The 18508-nt window shown below is 50.6% G+C and carries 20 protein-coding genes and 2 pseudogenes; 3 read left to right on the forward strand and 19 right to left on the reverse strand.

Going from position 1 to position 18508, the window contains the following annotated elements:
• Positions 1-2: 2 nt before the first annotated feature.
• Positions 3-767: a sugar phosphate isomerase/epimerase family protein gene (locus TY10_RS16310; RefSeq protein WP_042165603.1), complete on the reverse strand. Its 765-nt coding sequence runs from the start codon at positions 765-767 to the stop codon at positions 3-5.
• Between the two features lie 634 nt (positions 768-1401).
• Here TY10_RS16310 and TY10_RS16315 point away from each other — a divergent pair.
• Complete coding sequence (locus TY10_RS16315) at positions 1402-1629, forward strand: hypothetical protein (protein WP_042165606.1); 228 nt, start codon at positions 1402-1404, stop codon at positions 1627-1629.
• 98 nt (positions 1630-1727) lie between these two features.
• On the opposite strand, the gene TY10_RS16320 is transcribed toward TY10_RS16315, so the two are convergent.
• The 6 genes from TY10_RS16320 to TY10_RS16345 form a co-directional block, all read right to left on the reverse strand.
• Positions 1728-2354, reverse strand: coding sequence for a hypothetical protein (locus tag TY10_RS16320; RefSeq protein ID WP_042165608.1), 627 nt, complete (start codon positions 2352-2354; stop codon positions 1728-1730).
• Positions 2355-2475: 121 nt separating this feature from the next.
• Positions 2476-3720 carry an MFS transporter gene (locus tag TY10_RS16325; RefSeq protein ID WP_042165610.1) on the reverse strand — a complete coding sequence of 415 codons (1245 nt, stop codon included), beginning with the start codon at positions 3718-3720 and terminating at the stop codon, positions 2476-2478.
• 109 nt (positions 3721-3829) lie between these two features.
• Entirely contained in the window at positions 3830-4156 is a 327-nt protein-coding gene (locus TY10_RS16330) for a hypothetical protein (protein WP_042165612.1), read from the reverse strand.
• Positions 4157-4251: 95 nt separating this feature from the next.
• Entirely contained in the window at positions 4252-4824 is a 573-nt protein-coding gene (locus tag TY10_RS16335; protein ID WP_042165614.1) for a TetR/AcrR family transcriptional regulator, read from the reverse strand.
• A gap of 36 nt (positions 4825-4860) precedes the next feature.
• Positions 4861-5574, reverse strand: coding sequence for an MBL fold metallo-hydrolase (locus TY10_RS16340; RefSeq protein WP_042165620.1), 714 nt, complete (start codon positions 5572-5574; stop codon positions 4861-4863).
• A gap of 80 nt (positions 5575-5654) precedes the next feature.
• Positions 5655-5867, reverse strand: a complete 213-nt coding sequence (locus TY10_RS16345) for a helix-turn-helix domain-containing protein (protein ID WP_042165623.1) — start codon at positions 5865-5867, stop codon at positions 5655-5657.
• A 133-nt stretch (positions 5868-6000) separates the two neighbouring features.
• Between TY10_RS16345 and TY10_RS31045 the strand changes: the two genes are divergently transcribed.
• The gene (locus TY10_RS31045; protein ID WP_188888474.1) at positions 6001-6147 is read left to right on the forward strand and encodes a hypothetical protein; all 147 of its coding nucleotides are present in this window, start codon (positions 6001-6003) and stop codon (positions 6145-6147) included.
• Between the two features lie 132 nt (positions 6148-6279).
• Here the strand turns inward: TY10_RS31045 and TY10_RS16350 are convergent, their stop codons facing one another.
• From TY10_RS16350 to TY10_RS16385, 8 genes are all read right to left on the reverse strand, one after another.
• Positions 6280-7110 (reverse strand): helix-turn-helix transcriptional regulator, encoded by an 831-nt coding sequence (locus TY10_RS16350; RefSeq protein ID WP_042165624.1) that lies wholly within the window; start codon positions 7108-7110, stop codon positions 6280-6282.
• Between the two features lie 4 nt (positions 7111-7114).
• Complete coding sequence (locus tag TY10_RS16355; protein WP_042165627.1) at positions 7115-7978, reverse strand: sugar phosphate isomerase/epimerase family protein; 864 nt, start codon at positions 7976-7978, stop codon at positions 7115-7117.
• Between the two features lie 32 nt (positions 7979-8010).
• Positions 8011-9084 carry a Gfo/Idh/MocA family protein gene (locus TY10_RS16360; RefSeq protein WP_042165629.1) on the reverse strand — a complete coding sequence of 358 codons (1074 nt, stop codon included), beginning with the start codon at positions 9082-9084 and terminating at the stop codon, positions 8011-8013.
• Positions 9085-9140: 56 nt separating this feature from the next.
• Positions 9141-10307, reverse strand: coding sequence for a Gfo/Idh/MocA family protein (locus tag TY10_RS16365; protein ID WP_272945304.1), 1167 nt, complete (start codon positions 10305-10307; stop codon positions 9141-9143).
• A 237-nt stretch (positions 10308-10544) separates the two neighbouring features.
• Positions 10545-11411 carry a protease modulator HflC gene (gene hflC, locus TY10_RS16370; RefSeq protein WP_042165632.1) on the reverse strand — a complete coding sequence of 289 codons (867 nt, stop codon included), beginning with the start codon at positions 11409-11411 and terminating at the stop codon, positions 10545-10547.
• The gene (gene hflK / locus TY10_RS16375; RefSeq protein WP_337588367.1) at positions 11408-12448 is read right to left on the reverse strand and encodes an FtsH protease activity modulator HflK; all 1041 of its coding nucleotides are present in this window, start codon (positions 12446-12448) and stop codon (positions 11408-11410) included. The genes hflC and hflK overlap by 4 nt, the downstream gene beginning before the upstream one ends.
• 86 nt (positions 12449-12534) lie before the next feature.
• Positions 12535-12750, reverse strand: a complete 216-nt coding sequence (locus tag TY10_RS16380; RefSeq protein WP_042165636.1) for a hypothetical protein — start codon at positions 12748-12750, stop codon at positions 12535-12537.
• A 100-nt stretch (positions 12751-12850) separates the two neighbouring features.
• Positions 12851-14164 (reverse strand): purine/pyrimidine permease, encoded by a 1314-nt coding sequence (locus tag TY10_RS16385; RefSeq protein WP_042165640.1) that lies wholly within the window; start codon positions 14162-14164, stop codon positions 12851-12853.
• A 130-nt stretch (positions 14165-14294) separates the two neighbouring features.
• On the opposite strand from TY10_RS16385, the gene TY10_RS16390 reads away from it, so the two are divergent.
• Positions 14295-15176 (forward strand): LysR family transcriptional regulator, encoded by an 882-nt coding sequence (locus tag TY10_RS16390; protein ID WP_042165642.1) that lies wholly within the window; start codon positions 14295-14297, stop codon positions 15174-15176.
• Between the two features lie 94 nt (positions 15177-15270).
• Here TY10_RS16390 and TY10_RS16395 read toward each other — a convergent pair whose 3' ends face one another.
• The 4 genes and pseudogenes from TY10_RS16395 to TY10_RS16405 form a co-directional block, all read right to left on the reverse strand.
• Complete coding sequence (locus TY10_RS16395; protein WP_042165645.1) at positions 15271-15897, reverse strand: FMN-dependent NADH-azoreductase; 627 nt, start codon at positions 15895-15897, stop codon at positions 15271-15273.
• 223 nt (positions 15898-16120) lie between these two features.
• Positions 16121-16318, reverse strand: a pseudogene (locus TY10_RS32585) (response regulator transcription factor); the annotation flags it as partial.
• A 62-nt stretch (positions 16319-16380) separates the two neighbouring features.
• Positions 16381-16804, reverse strand: a pseudogene (locus TY10_RS32590) (response regulator); the annotation flags it as partial.
• Positions 16801-18471, reverse strand: a complete 1671-nt coding sequence (locus tag TY10_RS16405; RefSeq protein WP_042165650.1) for a GAF domain-containing sensor histidine kinase — start codon at positions 18469-18471, stop codon at positions 16801-16803. The pseudogene TY10_RS32590 and the gene TY10_RS16405, both read right to left, overlap by 4 nt.
• Positions 18472-18508: the final 37 nt, after the last annotated feature.

Below are 18508 nucleotides of genomic sequence, written 5' to 3' on the forward strand. Positions count from 1 at the left end.
AATTATTTGCTCAGATAGTTGTCTTTCAGCCACTGCATGCTTTCCGCTACAGCTTCAAGCGGCGGATTCGCACAGTTGTCCTGCTCCACGATAATCCATTCTACGCCGGATACCGATGCTTTATCGATGATAGGCAGCAGCGGCAATTCACCGCGGCCGAGCTCAACCGTATCAATGCCTGTTTCTGCTTTACGATAGTCCTTCAAGTGAAGAAGCGGCAGTTTGCCCGCATATTTTGCGATATATTCGAGAGGGTCCTGACCTGCATACTGAACCCAGCCGATGTCCATTTCAACCTTCAGCAAATCGGAACCAATGCGCTCATACAACGCGTCAAACACGAATTGGCCGTCAATTGACACTTCGAATTCGAATTCATGGTTATGATACAGCAATTGAATGCCGGCATCACGGAAACGCTTACCATACTCTTCGAATTTGACGAAATGAGTTGCCCAAGCTTCCGCGCTCCGTTGGTCTTCCGTCAGCCAAGGAATGCTCGCATACTTAGCGCCGATCGTTTTCAGATAAGCGATTTCTTCATCGATCCGCTCCTCAAGCAGTTGCAGACCGACATGGCTGCCGATCGCAGTTAGTCCAAGCTCTTGCAACAGGTCGCGCATTTTTTCTGCCTCGATATCACCGTAGCCTGCAAATTCAACACCTTGATAGCCCAATGCCGCTACTTTGCGCAGCGTTCCTTCGAAATCTTCGCTTGTCGCATCGCGCAACGTATACAACTGCAGACCGATTGGAAATTTACCCATGCGTATATACACTCCTTACTTCGATTGAATATCTGTTTGTTTTTGCTTTCGTCTTTCATTATAAAACTCTATTCCTGCAAAAAATAGGTGATTTATTACTCTTTTTATATGCGATTTTGTCTTTTCCTAATTTTAATAAGGATATTTCGAACCGGATAGCTCCAGCTGTCCGCAAATAAAGGCAAGGGGCTGGGGAAACAACCTTCATTAGTATACAAAGCCGAGCAATCGTTATACCTATTGAGCAAATACAATAAATTATTCGCAGCCTGTTTCAAGACGGACAACCCGGGGTATTTCAACTTCATAACGCCCCGATTCAGCGCCCGATAGCAGTTCTCTTCCTAATAAAATAGGTGCAATTCGTCCAAATCGGCAAGAAAATAGGGCAAAGACTGGCCTAGACATCATTTTGTAACCAAAATCTAATTTATTTTTAAGAAATGATTAATCTTTATCGTGTACAATACAATCAGATAAACTGCAATTTGAATAATCACAATCACATAAAGTTTGTCATAGGCTGCCGAAACTTTTTTGCTATTACGTCCGTATAGAAGTAAAACCGTTTCTAATGCCATCCTGCGCCAGTCGGCGTAAAACATAATTCCAAATATAGAGTGGAGGAACAATGATGAAAACGATGCTTATGTTCAATAACAAAACAATTCCTGTCTACCTGACTGATACGAACAAAAAAGCGATAGACAAGCTGGCGGACGTGCTTACCCGCAAACTTGTAACAGGGAAAAACGCTCTGAAGAACTGTATTCTTTCGCTGATCAGCGTCGAGATTAACGGCAGTGAGGCTACGCTTCATTCCTTGTACGAAAAAGACACTTTGACGATCTCGTTGTATTAATCCATGGACCCATATAAGGAGAGAAAGGCCTAGTCTTGCAAGAGGCGGTAAATGAATCCGCTGCTTTTGCAAATCTAGGCCTTTTACTGCTGCTATTGTTATTGCGCTGTTTGCTCGCCTGATCCGTCTCCTTGCTGTCCTTGCGGGCGGCTGCCTCCCATATTGCCTCCGCCGCCAAAGCCTCCAAAGCCGCCGAGCCTGATCGACTCTGCCTCCTGCGTTCCTTCCTTTAACGTCACCGTAATGACGTCATCTGCCTTCAAATCCGATAACGATTGCTCCGTCTCTTTCCGCTCATTGTTCTCGAAGGTCGTGGATACGATCTTCGTCTCATCCGTAACTGTAATGGTCATCGTCTCGTCGGTGAACATATTGTCCAGGTTCATACCTCCGCCTTCTGGAGGAGCTTGCCCTTCTTGACGCTGCGGTCTTTCGCCCTGCTGGCCTCTGCCTCCGGCAGCACCGCTTCCATCCCCGCCTGCGCCGCCACCGCTGCGATTGCCGGGCTGGAACGAGGAGACAAACATCGTAATCGTCTGCCCGTCGATGGATTTAATTTTACCTAACGTCCCGCCCATCATCATTCCTCCAGGGCGCTGCTGATCCGGCAGCTCGCCGACCGCTGCAGTTACCGGCTCGTCTGTTTGCGCATTTGCCCCACAGCCGCTTAAAGCCATTGCCATTACCGCTGCACCGAGCACTAGCTTCCATTTATTCATTTGCATTTCACTACCGCCTTTCCCTTGTTGAACGACATCGTATCGTCGCACCGAGTGGTATCGCGGAGTGATTGTACCAAAGCAATATGAATGACATATGAACGTGAAATGCCGGAGCGAATAGAGTTTACATCGATGATTCTTTAGCTGTTATTGCGGCCGAGGTCTTATTCCAGTTGCCAATAATAAAGATCATCGTGCCAATCCACCCGCAAGCTGATGCAGCTCCGAGAAGCATTGGAAGCTCTAGGCTGTCGTACAAGCCTGCGCCGAGCAGCGGGCCAATAGAGCCGCGAATGCCGAACAGCATCAGATGAATGCCGAATACCGTCGCCTCTCTTCCCGGCGCCAGACGGAATATAAAAGATAGGATGCCGATATCCCAAATTGCTTCACCAATTCCTTGAATGCCGTTGCCCAACAGTACGGCCGGATAAGTACCCCAGAAGCCGTAAAGCATCGGGACGATAGCATACGCAGCAATGCCGCATAGCAGCACGTATTTCATATTAAAACGATCGATGGCCCAGCCGGCAATTAAATACGTCAGCAGCAGCGCAGTAAAATACGAGACGCGGGCAAAGCCGATCTGCGAATTGCTAAGCGACAGCACCTCGACCTGAATGATTTGATAAAGCGGATTGGACAGCATATTGCCGAAGCCTGCCAGCATTGTTGCGCCAAGCATGACGGCAAGCAGCCGGTTGCCTTTTACAAGCGTCCATTGCTCTGCGAACGAAAATCGTTTTGGCGGGCCAACAGGTTTAGCGGCTGCTTTCTTCGGCATTTTCACCGTATTGAACAGCAGAATAGAAGCGAAGCCGGCCACAGCCGCGCAAATTAACGGGAAACGCGGGCCGGCAGCGTCCGCCCAGCTTCCAACCAGATAAGCTAGCGGAATCATCAGCATGCCCATAGCGACACGAACATAGCCCATCAGCCGCCCTCTCACCTCAGTAGGGTACATGCTGGACACAAGCGATGCATAGGCTGGGGCTTGTATGCCCATCAGCAACTGAATCGTGACTGCTGTCGCTACGTATACGGAAGGAAAAGCGAAAAAGGCCGGCAGCAAAAGCAGCAGCCTGCCGATCGCATTTGGTATCATAACGAATGGTTTGGGGTTGCCGGTTCTCTCGATCCAGCTTGCCCAAAACGGAGAAAATAGCAGCCCAATGGCCGGAGCCGCTGACAGCACCCCGACTTGGAGCGAGCTTGCCCCCTGTTGAAGGGCGAAAGCGCTGAAAAACTGATTGAAAACAACATTGAAAAGGCTAAAAATAATCGAGGCTCCAAAATCGATTTTGGAGTTATGCCAGACACGCGGCGTCATGTTCATGCCGAATCTGTGAATGCTGCCTTTGGTCTCCATCCTGCTAATCCTTCCGTTCGTCAGATGATGTGGTTTGACTCCATTAGAACAGAGAAAAGCAGGACTTGCAACAACGATTTTTACAGTCATGAACAGGCTTATTCCAATCTCACATCAGAAATATAATAAGGCCAAAGCAGAGCACGGACACGGCCGTGTAGCTCCATGCGGAAGCGCGGCTGCAATCTTTGCGAGTCCAAATCCGATATAAGTACCATATGGTAAACAGTGTGGACACAATCGTGATAGCGAGAATTAAACCGTCTATGAACGGGTCCTGCAAGCTTTGTCCGCCGTTCTGGTGTTTATGCATGCTGCTCGTGAGCGTCGCTCCGCTCGTTGCGAGAAGCGGCAGCAGCATATGGATGCCATGGACGATAATCGGGAATAGCAGTCCTCCAAGCGAAAGTAATGAGTTTCGCGGCAAATTGTTCACGGCAAAAAGCCTCCCTTTTCCAATCGTTATAAAGCCATTCTGCTTCTTATACTTACTGCAGAGTACTGACGTTATATGACGGAAAAGAGAGGCATTTATTTGTTCGGATGGTGAATGCCGCGCAAATAGACGCTAAGCACCCGGTTAATGCTGTCATCGAGCTGGATTGGCATTCCGAAGCCGCCCGCTCTTTCTAATGAAGCAAAGCCATGCAAAATGCTGCGCAAGCCGCGGACGAGATGAATGGCTTCTTCCCGCTCCAAATCATAAGCCCGGAGAAGATCGATCATTTGCTGAACCAGCTCACTGCTTAAAGCTTTCCACTCCGGATCATCGGTATGGATTTGCGAGGCAAGCGTCGCTTCATACAATCCGGGATGCTCCCTTGCAAATTCAATATACGCTTTGGCGCAAGCAAACACGGCATCATCGCCTGAACGTCCGAAGGCCGATCGCAGCATCTTCTCGTTTAAGCTCTTCAAGCCGTGCAGCGTCAGCTTGAAGCGCAGGCCGCTTAAGCTTTCCACATGGTTGTACAGCGACGGCGAGCGGATGCCCAGCTTCTGCGACAACAACGCCATCGTTACTTCCTGCAATCCCCGTTCGTCGGCTATTTCTGCCGCTGCCTGCAATATCGTTTGCAGATCCAGTCCTTGTCGTGGTGACATCTATATTCCCCCTATTCATTAGATATTGCATCTTAATTACTTCAGTTTTCGCTCAGCCTCCGCAATCGCCTTTGCCAAAGCAGCGCCAGGCTGCTGAAGCATATTGCCATGCCCGACTGCTAATACCGCAGGCTTATAAGCCTGCAGCTTGCGGGCGCTCTCCAGTGAAGCTTGCTTATTCCAGGTTGCCAAGGCAGGGAACGGAAACCACGGTTTAAGCTGTCCGCTCACGGCTATTCCTCCCCGAAGCTGAAGCGCATCTCCTGCTATGAGCGTCTGGCTGCGCGTGTCCAAGAAAGACATAGAGCCTGGTGTATGACCCGGCGTCGAAATTGCGAGCAATGATCCGATCCGGTCACCTTCCTGCAGCAGCACATCAGGCATCGTCTTAATGGCTCCCGGCTTTGGCACACCGCCTTTCACCGGCAGTTGCGACTCGCCCGGTTCAAGCGCAGCATCTCCCGCCAATAGGCGAGAGTCTCTTGCGGAAATATAGACCTTTACGTCTGGAAGGCGGGCCTTGAGCGAGTCCAAAGCACCGATATGATCACTATGTGCATGTGTTAACACGATACGTACGATTGGTTTGCCGATATCTTCGGCCGCTTTTATAATGGCCTCTGCATTGTTCGGAAGAGCAGCATCCACTAATGTAAGGCCATCCTCTTCTTCAACGAGGTAGCAATTAACCGGAAATATATGGGGCAAGTAGGTGAGCTGATAAACTTGATTGGATTTTGTTATTCGCATAATAGCTAACCACCTTCTCTTATAAACTAATATCGTTAGTTTCATGATAACTAATAACATTAGTTTTTGCAACTGATTTTTTAATATGGTTTTAGCTCATAAAGATCACGTTCACGGCAGCCTAAGGTGTCGGCAATCGCAATCGCCGTTTTTAAAGGCATCACTCTTTTGTTGTCTATGTAATCAACAAGCCTCTCCGGCTTATACTGCAGCAATTGTGCCAGTTGCTCTGCCGTCATTCTGGCTTCCGACAATCGGAGAGCCAGCAAGCAAGCACCAAGTTCATATTTCATTCAGCATCACTTCCCGTTTCCGTTCAAATGGCGGTCCATACTTATTTTACCCCCGATATTAACTGTCCATAAAGGCCATTCTATAATTGTCCCGGCTCATCCGGGCAATCGCTTCATATAGGAGGAAACGTCCATGTCTCATAACAAAAAACGTTCTTTCCAAGGCAAGATGCATGCGTTCCGGGTCAACTCGGCCGAAGCCGAAAATAATGTAGCCGCTTCTGCAGCTGTCAACCGGAACCAAAAGGGCCATACCCCGAACAACCCGTCCACGGGCTAGAGGGACTGAGGTCCTTGCATTCATGCAAACCTGAAGCAATCGCTTGACCAAGGCAGCACGAATAGGACCCTCTCCTACACTGGAAAAAGGGTCCTATCGTCTGACTCGGGCAGCAAAGCAGCAAGCCAGCCCTTATTCAAAAGCAAATGCTTCGCCGCCGCCGCGTTTGAACTGCTCCGGCGTGATTCCCGCGAACTGTTTGAACAGCCGGCTGAAATGAGCCAGATGCTTAAAGCCCAACCGGAAAGCCACTTCTGTAACCGACAGCTCCGGCTCCATCAGAAACAGAATCTTCGCCTCATTAATTCGCCGCCGGTAAATATAATGAAAAATCGTAACGCCGGTCACTTCCTTGAACAGCTTCGACAGATAGGATTTGCTCATATGCAGCTGCTCCTCAAGCTGCTCCATATGGAGATCATCCTTGTAGCTTTGTTCCAGCAGCGAAATGATCCGCTGGACCGAGGCTTCCTTGTCGGACGAATATTCCTGACGTTCCTTCAGCGGCAGCGCACATAAGCTGAAAATAAAATAGAGCAAATCGACGAAAGCAAGCCGAAACCTGTTCTCGCCGACCGCATCCTGACGAAGCTGATAATCACGCATCAGCACCAGTATCCGTTCAACCTCTGCCTTATCTTCACCTCGAAGGCGAAGGCGATAATTTCTCAACTGCTCGAAGGGTTCCAGCAAATTGACCCCATGCGGTAATTCCGCATAGGGCCTTACAATTCCGGGATCGAAATGAATAATCGACCTGACGTAGGGGAAGGACGGATCGATTTTGGCACAATGAAGCGTCATGCCGTACATAATGATCAAATCGCCTGGAGCCATATGATAAATGTTGTCGCCAATTAAGTAATTGCATTGTCCCTCATGAAAGTAATACACCTCATAGTTGGTGTGGGAATGAAAGATCGGTTCAATCGGCCCTTCCGCGCGATATCCGTAATCCATCATACGATTAGCTCTCCTGAAGCAGTCCGTTCACATAGTTGGTGAAATGTTTAAGCATGTCCGGTGACTGCTGGAATTGGCCGCTGAAATCCTCGACGCCGAGATAACCGTCATAGCCAACGGCTTTCAAATCATCGATGACCTGCTTCCACGGCACCACGCCATCCTTCAGCCCGCTCCACTCCGACTTCCAGCGAATGCTGCCATCCTCTTCTGAGGCGCCGTCTTCAAGCCAGCTGGCGTTCTTCACATGAACATGGGCCAAATACGGCCCCAGCAGCTCCATGCCCATCCGGTAGTTTTCATAGCCTTCATGAACCATGTTGCCCGGATCGTACAGTACGCCGATATGGTTCGGATCGAGCCCTTCGACTAGACGATATGCAGCGGATGCGCTAGCCGCGATTGTATGATGATGCGTCTCAACCAGCCCTTTGACGCCATATTTCTTGCACAGCTGCTCCGATTCGCGCAAATAGCGGCGGGCCAGCTCAAACAGCTCGCCAAACGGCCGGCTCCGGTCATACCCCGGCACGCCGAGACGGATATACAATGCGCCCATCCGGCTTGCCGCCTTCAATACTTCCTCTGTCGCTTCCAGATCGCCCGCCTGCAAGTAAGGAGTTACGCTGATCGACTTCAGCCCGTTTGCTTCCGCAGCCTGACGCAGCCGGTCAATCATTGCATCACCGCCTGATGGCAATAGCGTACTCAGATTATGCCCCCAATACGAGGGCTGCATGCCTTCCGCACCTTCCGGCGCTTCCTTATACCGCCACTCGATGGCGTGCAGACCGGCTTCATGGGCTGCAGCCGCAAGCTCCTCCGGAGTCAATTCCGGGGTCGCTACTGTAAATACGGATAGCTTCATTGTGCATTCTCCTCTTCTCGTCATTCGCTTCGCTATTCCACTCGGATCGCTTGCTGCTGTGCTTGCAAGCACAGCTCTGCCGCCTTGAAGGTATGCTCCTGGGTCATTGCCAGCTCCGTACCGTTCAAGCAGTCCAGAATCAGCGCTCCGAAATAAGGAAACCCGACCTTATCCTGCACATCGATTTTAAATTCGCCTTCTCTGTTGACGAGAAACAAATTGTCCTTCGATGCGCTGCGGGCGATATCCACATATTTACGCAGCTCGATATAACCGTTCGTGCCGACAATCATCGTCCGACCATCGCCCCAAGCCGACAGCCCGTCCGGTGTGAACCAGTCCACGCGGAAATAATTGTTCGCGCCATTGTCGCCAACCAATGTTGCATCGCCGTAATCCTCCAGCTCCGGGTACTTTTTATTGTTGTAGTTGGCTACCTTGCTATGCTGAACAACCGCATCCTTGCAGCCCGCATAATAGAGAAACTGCTCGATTTGATGACTGCCGATATCACATAGAATGCCGCCGTATTTTTCTTTTTGGAAAAACCAATCTGGACGCATTGACGCATTCAGCCGATGAGGACCAAGTCCCATAACATGAATAACGCGGCCAATCGCCCCGTCATGTACGAGCTGACCCGCGAACTCGGCGCTTTCCACATGAAGCCGCTCGCTATAGTAAACCGCATATTTTTTCCCCGTCGCCTTGGCCGCCGTCTTGGCTGCAGCCAGCTGTTCCAGCGTCGTAAACGGCGTTTTGTCGGTAAAATAATGCTTGCCGCTTTCCATCACTTTAATGCCGAGCGGACCTCTTTCATTCGGCACAGCTGCCGCTGCAACGAGTTGGATCTCAGCATCCTGCAAAATCTGCTGCTGCGACTCGGCCGCTCGCGCTTCCGGGTAGGCATCCTGAAATGCCTTTACCTTTGCAGGGTCCGGATCATAAACCCATTTCAGCGTGCCCCCCGCTTCCCGCAAGCCATTGACCATGCCATAGATATGGCCATGGTCAAGCGACATGGCGGCGAATGGGAACTCGCCTGCCTTTACGACGGGACGGGGCTTGCCTTGCGGTGCATAGTTCATTCCGTTTGCTGTGGACATTGCTTGAATTTCCTCCCCGGTGCCGACACGAGTCCGTCAGCATAGTTATTTATTTATTAATGCGTGCCTTTCACGCTTAACGTTTCGTAATGATCAGCTTTTTTCGCTGACTCCGATTTGGAAATCTGCTCCTGAAGCTTCTCATAGAACAAATCCTCATTAATCGGCAGGTCAACCCAGCTGTCGGTCCAAGTGGACAGCAGCATCGCATTCGACAGCGTCAGCCCTTTGATGCCCTCTTCGCCCGGAGCAAGAAGCGGCGTGCCATTCACGATTGCACTCACCCAGTTTTCCGTAATTTCCTTATGCTGTCCGCCGCCATGCTGCACCGGAATATCGAACTTCCAGCACTCAGGCTGGCCGAAGCCGCTCTTATAGTTGGCATTGAACTCCGATTCCGGCGTACGCAGACGCCAGAAGGTCAGCTTGCCATCCTCAATTACGATCTTGCCGCGGTCGCCCGACACTTCAAAGCGGTTGGTGCCCGGCGATTCGAACGTAGAGGTGACAAATACGCCCGTCGCTCCATTCTCGTACTCCACATAGGCAGTTACATCATTCTCAACTTCGATATCACGGTGTTTGCCAAATTGGCAAAACGCACGTACACGGGTTGGCATCATGCCCGTCGTCCATTGCCACAAGTCAAGCTGGTGAGGGTCCTGATTGATAAGAACCCCGCCGCCTTCCCCCGCCCAAGTTGCACGCCAGCCGCCGGAATTGTAGTAGCTTTGCGTCCGGTACCAGTCGGTAATGATCCAGTTCGTACGGCGTACCTCGCCCAGCTCGCCCGAAGAAATTAGATCCTTCAGCTTCATATACAGCGGATTCGTCCGTTGGTTGTACATAATACCGAAAACTTTGCCGCTCTTGGCAGCAGCCTCGTTCATCTCGCGCACTTGGCGTGTATAGACGCCAGCAGGCTTCTCGATTAGCACATGCAGCCCGTGCTGGAATGCCAAAATTGCCTGTTCCGGGTGATCGTAGTGAGGCGTGCAGATGATAACGCCGTCTACCGTTCCGGAACGGAACATCTCCTCTGGCGATTCAAACCGGTGGATATGCTCGCCCCATTGCTCTGCAATTTCCGCCAAACGTTCTGGACGAACATCGGTAACCGCCGTCAGCTCCGCCCCTTTAATGCCGCCCTCAATCAAATAATTCGCATGTCCTGTACCCATATTTCCCAAACCGACCAAGCCGATTCTAAATGTAGTAGCCAAACTCGAACACCCTCTCCTGTTTCGAATTTATTCTGTTTTCTTATGTATTATTGTATCATGCAGCCTTTGAAAGCGCTTGATTGAAATGAGCCAATTACACGCTTCATTTAACTGTGGTTGTTCTAAGACTCATCCATTTAATTGGGAGTGTACAAAAAAAAGACGGCCTGCTCCCGATTGATTCGGGGCAGACCGCCTATTATCGGCAATATGCCGGCTACTGATTACTTCATCATGTTACTTGCCTAACAATATTTTCGCATAAGGTGAATCGATCGGCAGCATAATGACCGGTTCATTTTGCAGCGTTGTTACATAGCTCTCGAGTGTCCGGTACAGACTGTAGAACTCCGGATTTTTACCGTAGGCATTATTATAGATCTTCGCTGCCTCGTTCTCGCCTTCCGCGATAATTTTCTTCGCATCCGCTTCCGCCTGCGCTAAAATTTCCGTCGCCGAACGGTCGGCCTTGGACGTAATTTTACGCGACTCCTCATCTCCCTCAGACAAGTAACGCGCAGCGATCGACTGACGGTCGGAGATCATCCGGTTAAATACGCTTTGCTTGTTGCTCTCTGGCAAGTCAGTACGCTTAATCCGGACATCGATAATCTCAATGCCGTATTCATCACGGGTGAGCGCATCCGCTACATCCTTGGTGATCTCGTCATTAATATTGCCGCGGGCTGTGTTCTCGCTAATGATTGCGTCGAAGTTGATCTCCGCCAGCTTACGGCGCACCGAGTTGTAGACTGCTTCGTCGATCCGCTGAATGCCTACACCAACCGATTTTACCTTCTGATTGAACTGCTTCGGATTGTTGATTCTCCATACGGTGTAATTGTCGACGATGATCGGCTTCTTATCTTTCGTCAGCATGTTCGTCGGGCTGCTCTCGTACGTCATTTGGTACTTCGGCAATTCAACGACGTTCTCAATGAACGGCAGCTTGAATTTCAATCCTGGCGTTTCGGCATAGCGGACAGCTTCGCCGAATTTCAGCACAACCTTGTATTGGCCTTCCTTCACGACAAACATCGAACCTGACAACAGAATGGCTACAATAATTACACCTGCTACGATAATCCATTGTTTATTTTTCATTGCGCCGCACCTCCCGGTGTAGAGGATGGTGAGCTTGGTGATTTAGACTTCATCAATTCATTCAAAGGCAAGTAGCTGACCGTATCGCTGTTCGTATTGGTGATGAAAATTTGCGCGTTCGGCAATATTTTCTCCAGCGTCTCCAGCACTAGCCGGCTTTCCGTAACGGAAGGATTTTTCGCATACTCACTGTAAATCGCATTGAACTTGGCTACATCGCCCTGAGCGTTCAAAATCCGTGATTTTTTCTCCGCCTCCGCATTTTCGATAAGCGCCTGGGCTTCGCCCCTTGCTTTCGGAATCCGGTCGTTTTCATACTTAGCAGCATTGTTGATCTTCGTGTTTTTCTCCTCGCGCGCATTCGTGACTTCACGGAACGCTTCCTCTACTTGACCGCTTGGAGGCTCGATATCCTGGAATTTTACGCCGAGAATTTGAATGCCCGTATCGTATTTTGCCTGGAGCTCAACCAGCCGTTCACGCACTTTCTCCTGAATGACGGTTTTACCATCCGTAATAGCGTAATCCAGCTTCTCGGAGCCAATTACAGAGCGGATGGAAGCCGATGCCGAGTTGCGCAGAAACTGCTCGGGTTTATCCATATTGAATAAGTATTTTTCAATATTGCTTATTTTCCACTGGACGACGGCATCTGCAGATACGAGATTTTCGTCCCCCGTAATCATCATGGCTTCTTCATCGATCGGTACGACTTTATCGCCCTGCTGACGGTAGCCGATTGTAATACTTTGAATAAGCTCTGCTGGTACGATGACGACGTCTTGAATCGGATAAGGCCATTTGAAATGAAGACCGGCGGTTTTCTCCTCCGTATAGGTGCCGAAGGTTAGAATCGCTGCCCTCTCCTGTTCCTGTACCGTGTAAAATGATGAGAACAATGCCATCACTATAATGATGGCTGCGACGGCGCCCACAATCATTTTGATAATGGTTGCCGGCTTCATCGGCCCGTTCCCGCCTGTCTTAGGGTTTGGCTTGACGACTTCCAAATCTGGCTGTGACCCAAAGTTGCTCAATACGCATATCTCCCCTCGATTGGATATTATAGGATTGTATACGTATTCACGGTCATAAAGTCACAACTTTTTTGTATTGTCGTATTTTAAGGGGTCATGGAGTCGTTAGAATTCCACGGGGCGACATACGTTTCAGCCTGCCGCAGCGCCTTTCGGCGCGCCCAAAAAGCGAGCGGCCCGCGGTACACTTTCTTCTCCTGCCTCTCCTCCAGCAGCCTTTTCATGCCATGCATCATCAGCTTGGAGCGCATCTCGTCCTCATGGCTAATTTTTCTCATCTCTTCAAAAAACTGCTTGTCCATCCCTATCATCTCCGTTAGCCGTCTAGGTTGATTAGACTACTATCGTACTACTTAAGAACTAGTGTTGTCAAAATTTGTCGTTCTTCACGTATTCTTTGCCTCATGCCCCGTCCGATAAGACGGCGACTGGCTTTTTCCAAAACCGCTCCAAGGCAATTACGAGGAGCGTGCCGACCAGCAGTCCGTTCCCGACAACATCCTGTAAAGTAGGCGGCAGTCCGGCCAGCGCATTGGGCGGCAGGAACATAATGCCGATGCCGACTAGCACGGCGACGCCTAGAATTGTCAACCCGCGCTGGTTATTTGTTTCCTTGGACAAGCTTGCAAACGATATGCCCGCCAACTGCACGAATGAAGCAAGCAGCACGGCGCTTGCCACCTGCCCTGGCACCTGCGAAAGAACACGCAGCACGACAGGCAGCATCCCGATTCCTGCTAACAGCAGACATGCGGCGAGAAACGGTCCACGTGACCGCTGCCCGGTCATCCGGATGAAACCGGCAGATACCGGAAGCGGCACGACGCCTACCGTTGAGGCGGAGGCCGTCAGCATATGGGAGACACCGCCAAGCAAGCTTGCCCGGTTCATTCTTTTCTTCATCGTATCCTTGCTCGCTTCGGGAAGCTGCTCGCTTACCGCCGTTACGGCGGCTATAGTGTTCGATACGAGTGTAATTGTAAATAACACTGCCGTTGTAATAATACCGGCATTAAATTCAGGCGCACCCCAAGCGAATATCTCCGGCAGCTTCACGAACGGCGTATGCCCAGCCGAAAGGGAAAATGGCGCCTTGCCCATTAAAGCGAAGAGAATCCAGCCTCCCGCTATGCCGATCAGAATCGCATACGTTTTACGCCAGCCCCTTCCCCTTGCCGACAGCCAGACGACGAGGCCAAAAATGCCGAAAGCGACGAGTGAAGCGCCGTAATTCGGAATGTCTGTATCCCCATGGATGCCGAGCATCCCTTTCAAAAACACGCCGCTGAGCTGTACAACGAGCAGCAGCAGGAAGGTGCCGGTAACGAGCGGCGTAAACAAGGGCAAGATTTTATAGATCGCTCCGGTTGCCCCCAATAGAATGAGCAGCAGACCAGCTACGAGCAGTCCGCCCTCCAGCAATTGCAGGGATTGCGAAGGCTGCTGGCCATGACGGACGGCAACATCCGCGAACAATACAAATACGCTGACCCAGGAGCCCGCAGGCCCGTCCATCAGCGGCATGCGATGGCCGATCCAGCCTTGCAGGAACGAGCTCAATCCCACAATGAACAGCGTTCTTTGCACAAGCCCCTCGACTTCTCCCGCAGACAAATGAAATGCGCTGCCGATCACGATCGGAAGCGCAATGGAACTGGTAATCATAAATATAAACCATTGCAACGTGCTCAAGCTGTTATTCACAAGATGCCTCATACTGGCGCAGCGCCCCTTTGTTTTATGCTGCAACCATGCTACCATAGGCATCATAATATGAAAAATATTATTAAAATTGAAATACGATACTTTTAACATATGGATTGTTTACGATTGGAGGACGCTTAAATTGGGACTTGATCTCCGCCAGCTGCGTTATTTTATAGCGATTACAGAAGAAGGCGGCATTACCGCCGCAGCCAAAAAGCTGCATATGGCCCAGCCCCCGCTAAGCCAGCAGCTTAAAAAAATGGAAATCGAGCTTGGCGTACAGCTTATTCACCGTATCGGCAAGACGATCGAGCTGACAGACGCCGGCAAGACACTTTACCGGCAAGCGCTTAAGATTACAAAGGAAATGGAAGAATGCCAGAAGGAAGTGCAAGAAACGGGACAAGGCGTCCGGGGAAAGCTGACGATCGGAATCAATACGCTGTCGGATGCCCGGCTCCCGGAGCTGATGCTCCGCTATAAGCAGCAGTTTCCCAACATTACGTACAAAATTCAGCAAAATGAATCCTCTCAGCTATGCAGACTAGTCCGTTCAAGAGAAATCGAGCTGGCTATCGTCCGGCTGCCGCTGGAGCTGAGCGAGTTCTCAGTTCTGCATCTCCAAGGAGAACCGTTTTACTTCGTCACGTCCGATCCCAGCGGCCTGGAGGGTAAGCCGGTAAACTACCGGACGATCGAGCCTTACCCGCTCATGCTGCCAAGCACGGAGGGTCTGGGCATCTACCACCGCATCGTCGAACAGTTCGCCAGTGCGAAGGTTACACCCCGGCTGCTCGGCGAATGCTCTGACATCGCCCTGCTGATGGAATTCGTCTCCACTGGCTTCGCTTCGTCGATTGTGCCGGCTACCGTCCTCAAGCTGCACCATACGCCCCGCATTCATGCCTTTGAGATCGAAGTATCACCGCATGTCTCTACGTCGGGCCTCATTTGGCTGAAAGATCATTACCTGTCCCAGGCAGGACGCCATTTCATTACCCTCGTATCCGAGCTGCATTGATCATCTCCATTCTCCCGGAGAGGAAAAAGGACAAGCAAGGTGTATACAGACACCCGCTTGCCCTTTCCGCTATTATCTGTTCGTGAACAGCCAATTAGAAGCTTACTGCAGCTTTCTCAGCAGCAGCAACGCCGTTTGCCACAATTTCAGCTGCTTGAGCCGGCAATTGGTTATGGCCTTCTGCGATAACGTCAGTGAATTGCGTTACACCGAAGAAGCTCATGATGTTTTTCACATAGTTATGGGACATTTCCGCTGCTGCGGCTGGACCCTCGGAGTAGATGCCGCCGCGTGCGTTAAGCAATGCGACTTTTTTGTCCGGAATAAGGCCAACTGGACCTTGCTCGGTGTATTTGAACGTTTTGCCTGCTTGATAGATGTAGTCGATATAAGTGTGCAGTACAGCAGGGATCGTCAGGTTCCAAAGCGGGAAGCCGAATACGACTTTGTCTGCTGCCAGAAATTGATCGATATATTTGCCAGACACTTCAACTTGCGCTTGCTCAGCAGGCGTCAGGTCGTAACCGCGAGCGGCTTTGAAATTACCGTTGATCATGTCGGCATTCATGTAAGGAAGCTCTTGCTGGAACAGGTCAAGCTCAATGACCGTATCTTCAGGATGGCTCTTTTTGTAGCTATCCAAAAATGCTTGATACAATTTAACGCTAACCGCTTGCTCGATGTCACGATCGTTTGCTTTGACGAAAAGTACAGTACTCATGATAGTAAATTCCCTCCACATAATGTGATTTTAATATTAATTGCATCAAGCAATTATTGTAGTTAGCGATAGTTGCACTAACTTTTTGTAACTACCTGTAGTTTAGTACGAAAATAGCAGCCGCACATCGGTAATTAGGCCGAAATATTGCGCAAAAAAGCCCTCCGAAGACGGAGGACTAGTCGTAAGACTATAGACGTAAGACTAATGCGAAGCAAGCTGCTTATTCCTGCGGATGAAGAGCGTGCACGGCATAAAGCGCCGCTTGCGTACGGTCGGACAGACGCAATTTCCCCAGTATATTGCTTACATGCGTCTTCACCGTTTTCTCAGCGACAACCAGTGTATGCGCAATTTCTTTGTTGCTGAGCCCTTTCGTGAGCAGCTGCAGCACCTCCTGCTCCCGCGGCGTTAACGCCTCAATCGCCTCCGCTCCTGTCTGCGCCGGCATAATAGAGACTCCGCTGCTCATTGGCTGCGCGGTCTGCGGCTGCAATTGATGAAGCAAGGCTGCCGATATATCGGGATGCAGCTGAATATTACCCATATAAGCGCTGCGGATCGCCTCTGCCAGCTGCTCGGGCTCCACATCCTTCAGCATATAGCCGATGGCTCCCGTCTGGAGTGCAGGCAGGATGTGACCCCGGTCGGAGAAGCTCGTCAAGACAAGCACTTTAATATGAGGGTGCTGCTCCGCAATTTGCGCGCTTGCCTCGATACCATCCATAACGGGCATGTTCAAGTCCATCAGTACGATATCCGGCTGCAGCTCTCCCGCTTTTTCGACCGCTTCCTTGCCGTTCTGCGCCTCTCCAACCAATTCAAAGTCAGGCTGCATGCTTAGAAAAAAGGAAATGCCTTTCAGCACAATTTGATGGTCGTCGACCAGCAATATTTTTATTTTCACACTAAACCCTCATTCTCGCTGCATATTTCTTCTGCTGCCGTAATTGGAATTTCAGCTTTCACGATCGTCGGTTTTCCTTTGCCGCTTTGAATCGTCAGTTGGCCGTTGAGCGACTCCGCACGTTCCCTCATCGACATCATGCCCATCGTCAGGTCCGACTTTTTGCGTTCCATCGAAAAACCGCGGCCTTTATCCATAATTTCCAGACTTGCCGACAGATCTGTTTTTACAAGACGAACATAAGCTTCGGATGTTCCAGCATGCTTCCTTACATTGTTAAGCGCTTCTTGGCCGATTCGCCACAACGCTTCTTCGACGGCCCGCGGAAGCTCCTTCACCCCGTCGACCTGAGCATATATATCAAGGTTCATTCCTTGCCCGTACTGCTTCAAGGCAGGAAGCAATCCGTTCTCAAGACCCGGGGGATGAAGCTGCCAGATCAAACCGCGCATTTCCTTCAGTGCCTCCTGAGCCAATTGCTGAATTTCCTGCAGTGATTCCTTCACGACAGGCGCTCCGCCTGAGCCGGACAGCACCGTCTCTGCTCCCTTCGCCAGGAAGGAGAGAGAAAATACTTTCTGAATGACAGAGTCATGCAAATCCCGCGCCATCCGGTTCCGCTCCTCCATACGAGCCAACTCACGTCGCTGCTCGTAGACACGCAGATTTTCCATGCTCAGGGTGAAATGATCGCCAAGCGAATACATGAAGTCCTCATGCAGCTCATCAAATTGCTTGCTGCTTGGACTGCTGACAAACAGTACGCCGATCGTCCGGTTGCGAATCCGCAGCGGAATAGCTGCTGCTGAGACATAAGGCGGAATGCCGATAGCCGCCAGCGAATGACAGGATTCCAATGCACCATTGGATTCGATGACGAGCCGGTTTTCGTGAAAGGCGGTACTAACCGGTCCTGCCTTATGGAGCTCTAGCGAGCGCCAATCCTTGTTTACCCGGCCATTCGTATAATGAGCCCGTAACGAAAGATCCCTTTCATAGACAAAGAAGGAGACATGCGGCCAATTGAAAGCTTCTCCGATTAGCTTAACCGCTTGAAGCGGCAGCTGATCGCCATTCTGAATCGCATTCAGCGTCTGAATCACATCGCCAAGCTTCGCGTACAGCATTGCATTTTTCTCCTGTGCCTGATATAAGCGTATCCGCTTGATCGCGGTTCCGATCTGGAACGCGACCGCTTGGAGCAGCGCGAGCTCCTCTTCATTGAAATGATCTTTGCCCGCCTGGGCAACATTAAGCAGGCCGAACCGGTCTTTGCCTGCCGTCAGCGGCACTGTCGCATGATGTGAAATGCCCTCTGTGCTTCCGATTTGATGGGCGACTGCATAATTAATCCGCCGGCATTCAATAATGTTAACCGCTTGATGCAGCTGGCGCTCGCGGTAGCGCTCTACACACCAGCAATCCTCGCCGCACATTAGCGCGTAGTTGCCGACGGTCAGCGCCTCCGGCAAATTATGCGAGGCTGCACACTCATTACCGGGTGTATCATCGTCAAGCAGAAAAATCCAGCCCGTCGAAAAGCCGGTTACATCCAGCAGCTTAACGAGCACATCATTAAGGATGAGATCCATCTCATTCGACGTATTGAGCATTTCTGCAATTTCCTTCAGCGCCATGAGCTCATTCGAGCGAATTTCCCGGGACATCCCATCGACTCCTTTTCTATACCGATCTGACTATTCG

The organism is Paenibacillus gorillae, from assembly GCF_000513275.1.
Lineage (GTDB): Bacteria > Bacillota > Bacilli > Paenibacillales > Paenibacillaceae > Pristimantibacillus > Pristimantibacillus gorillae.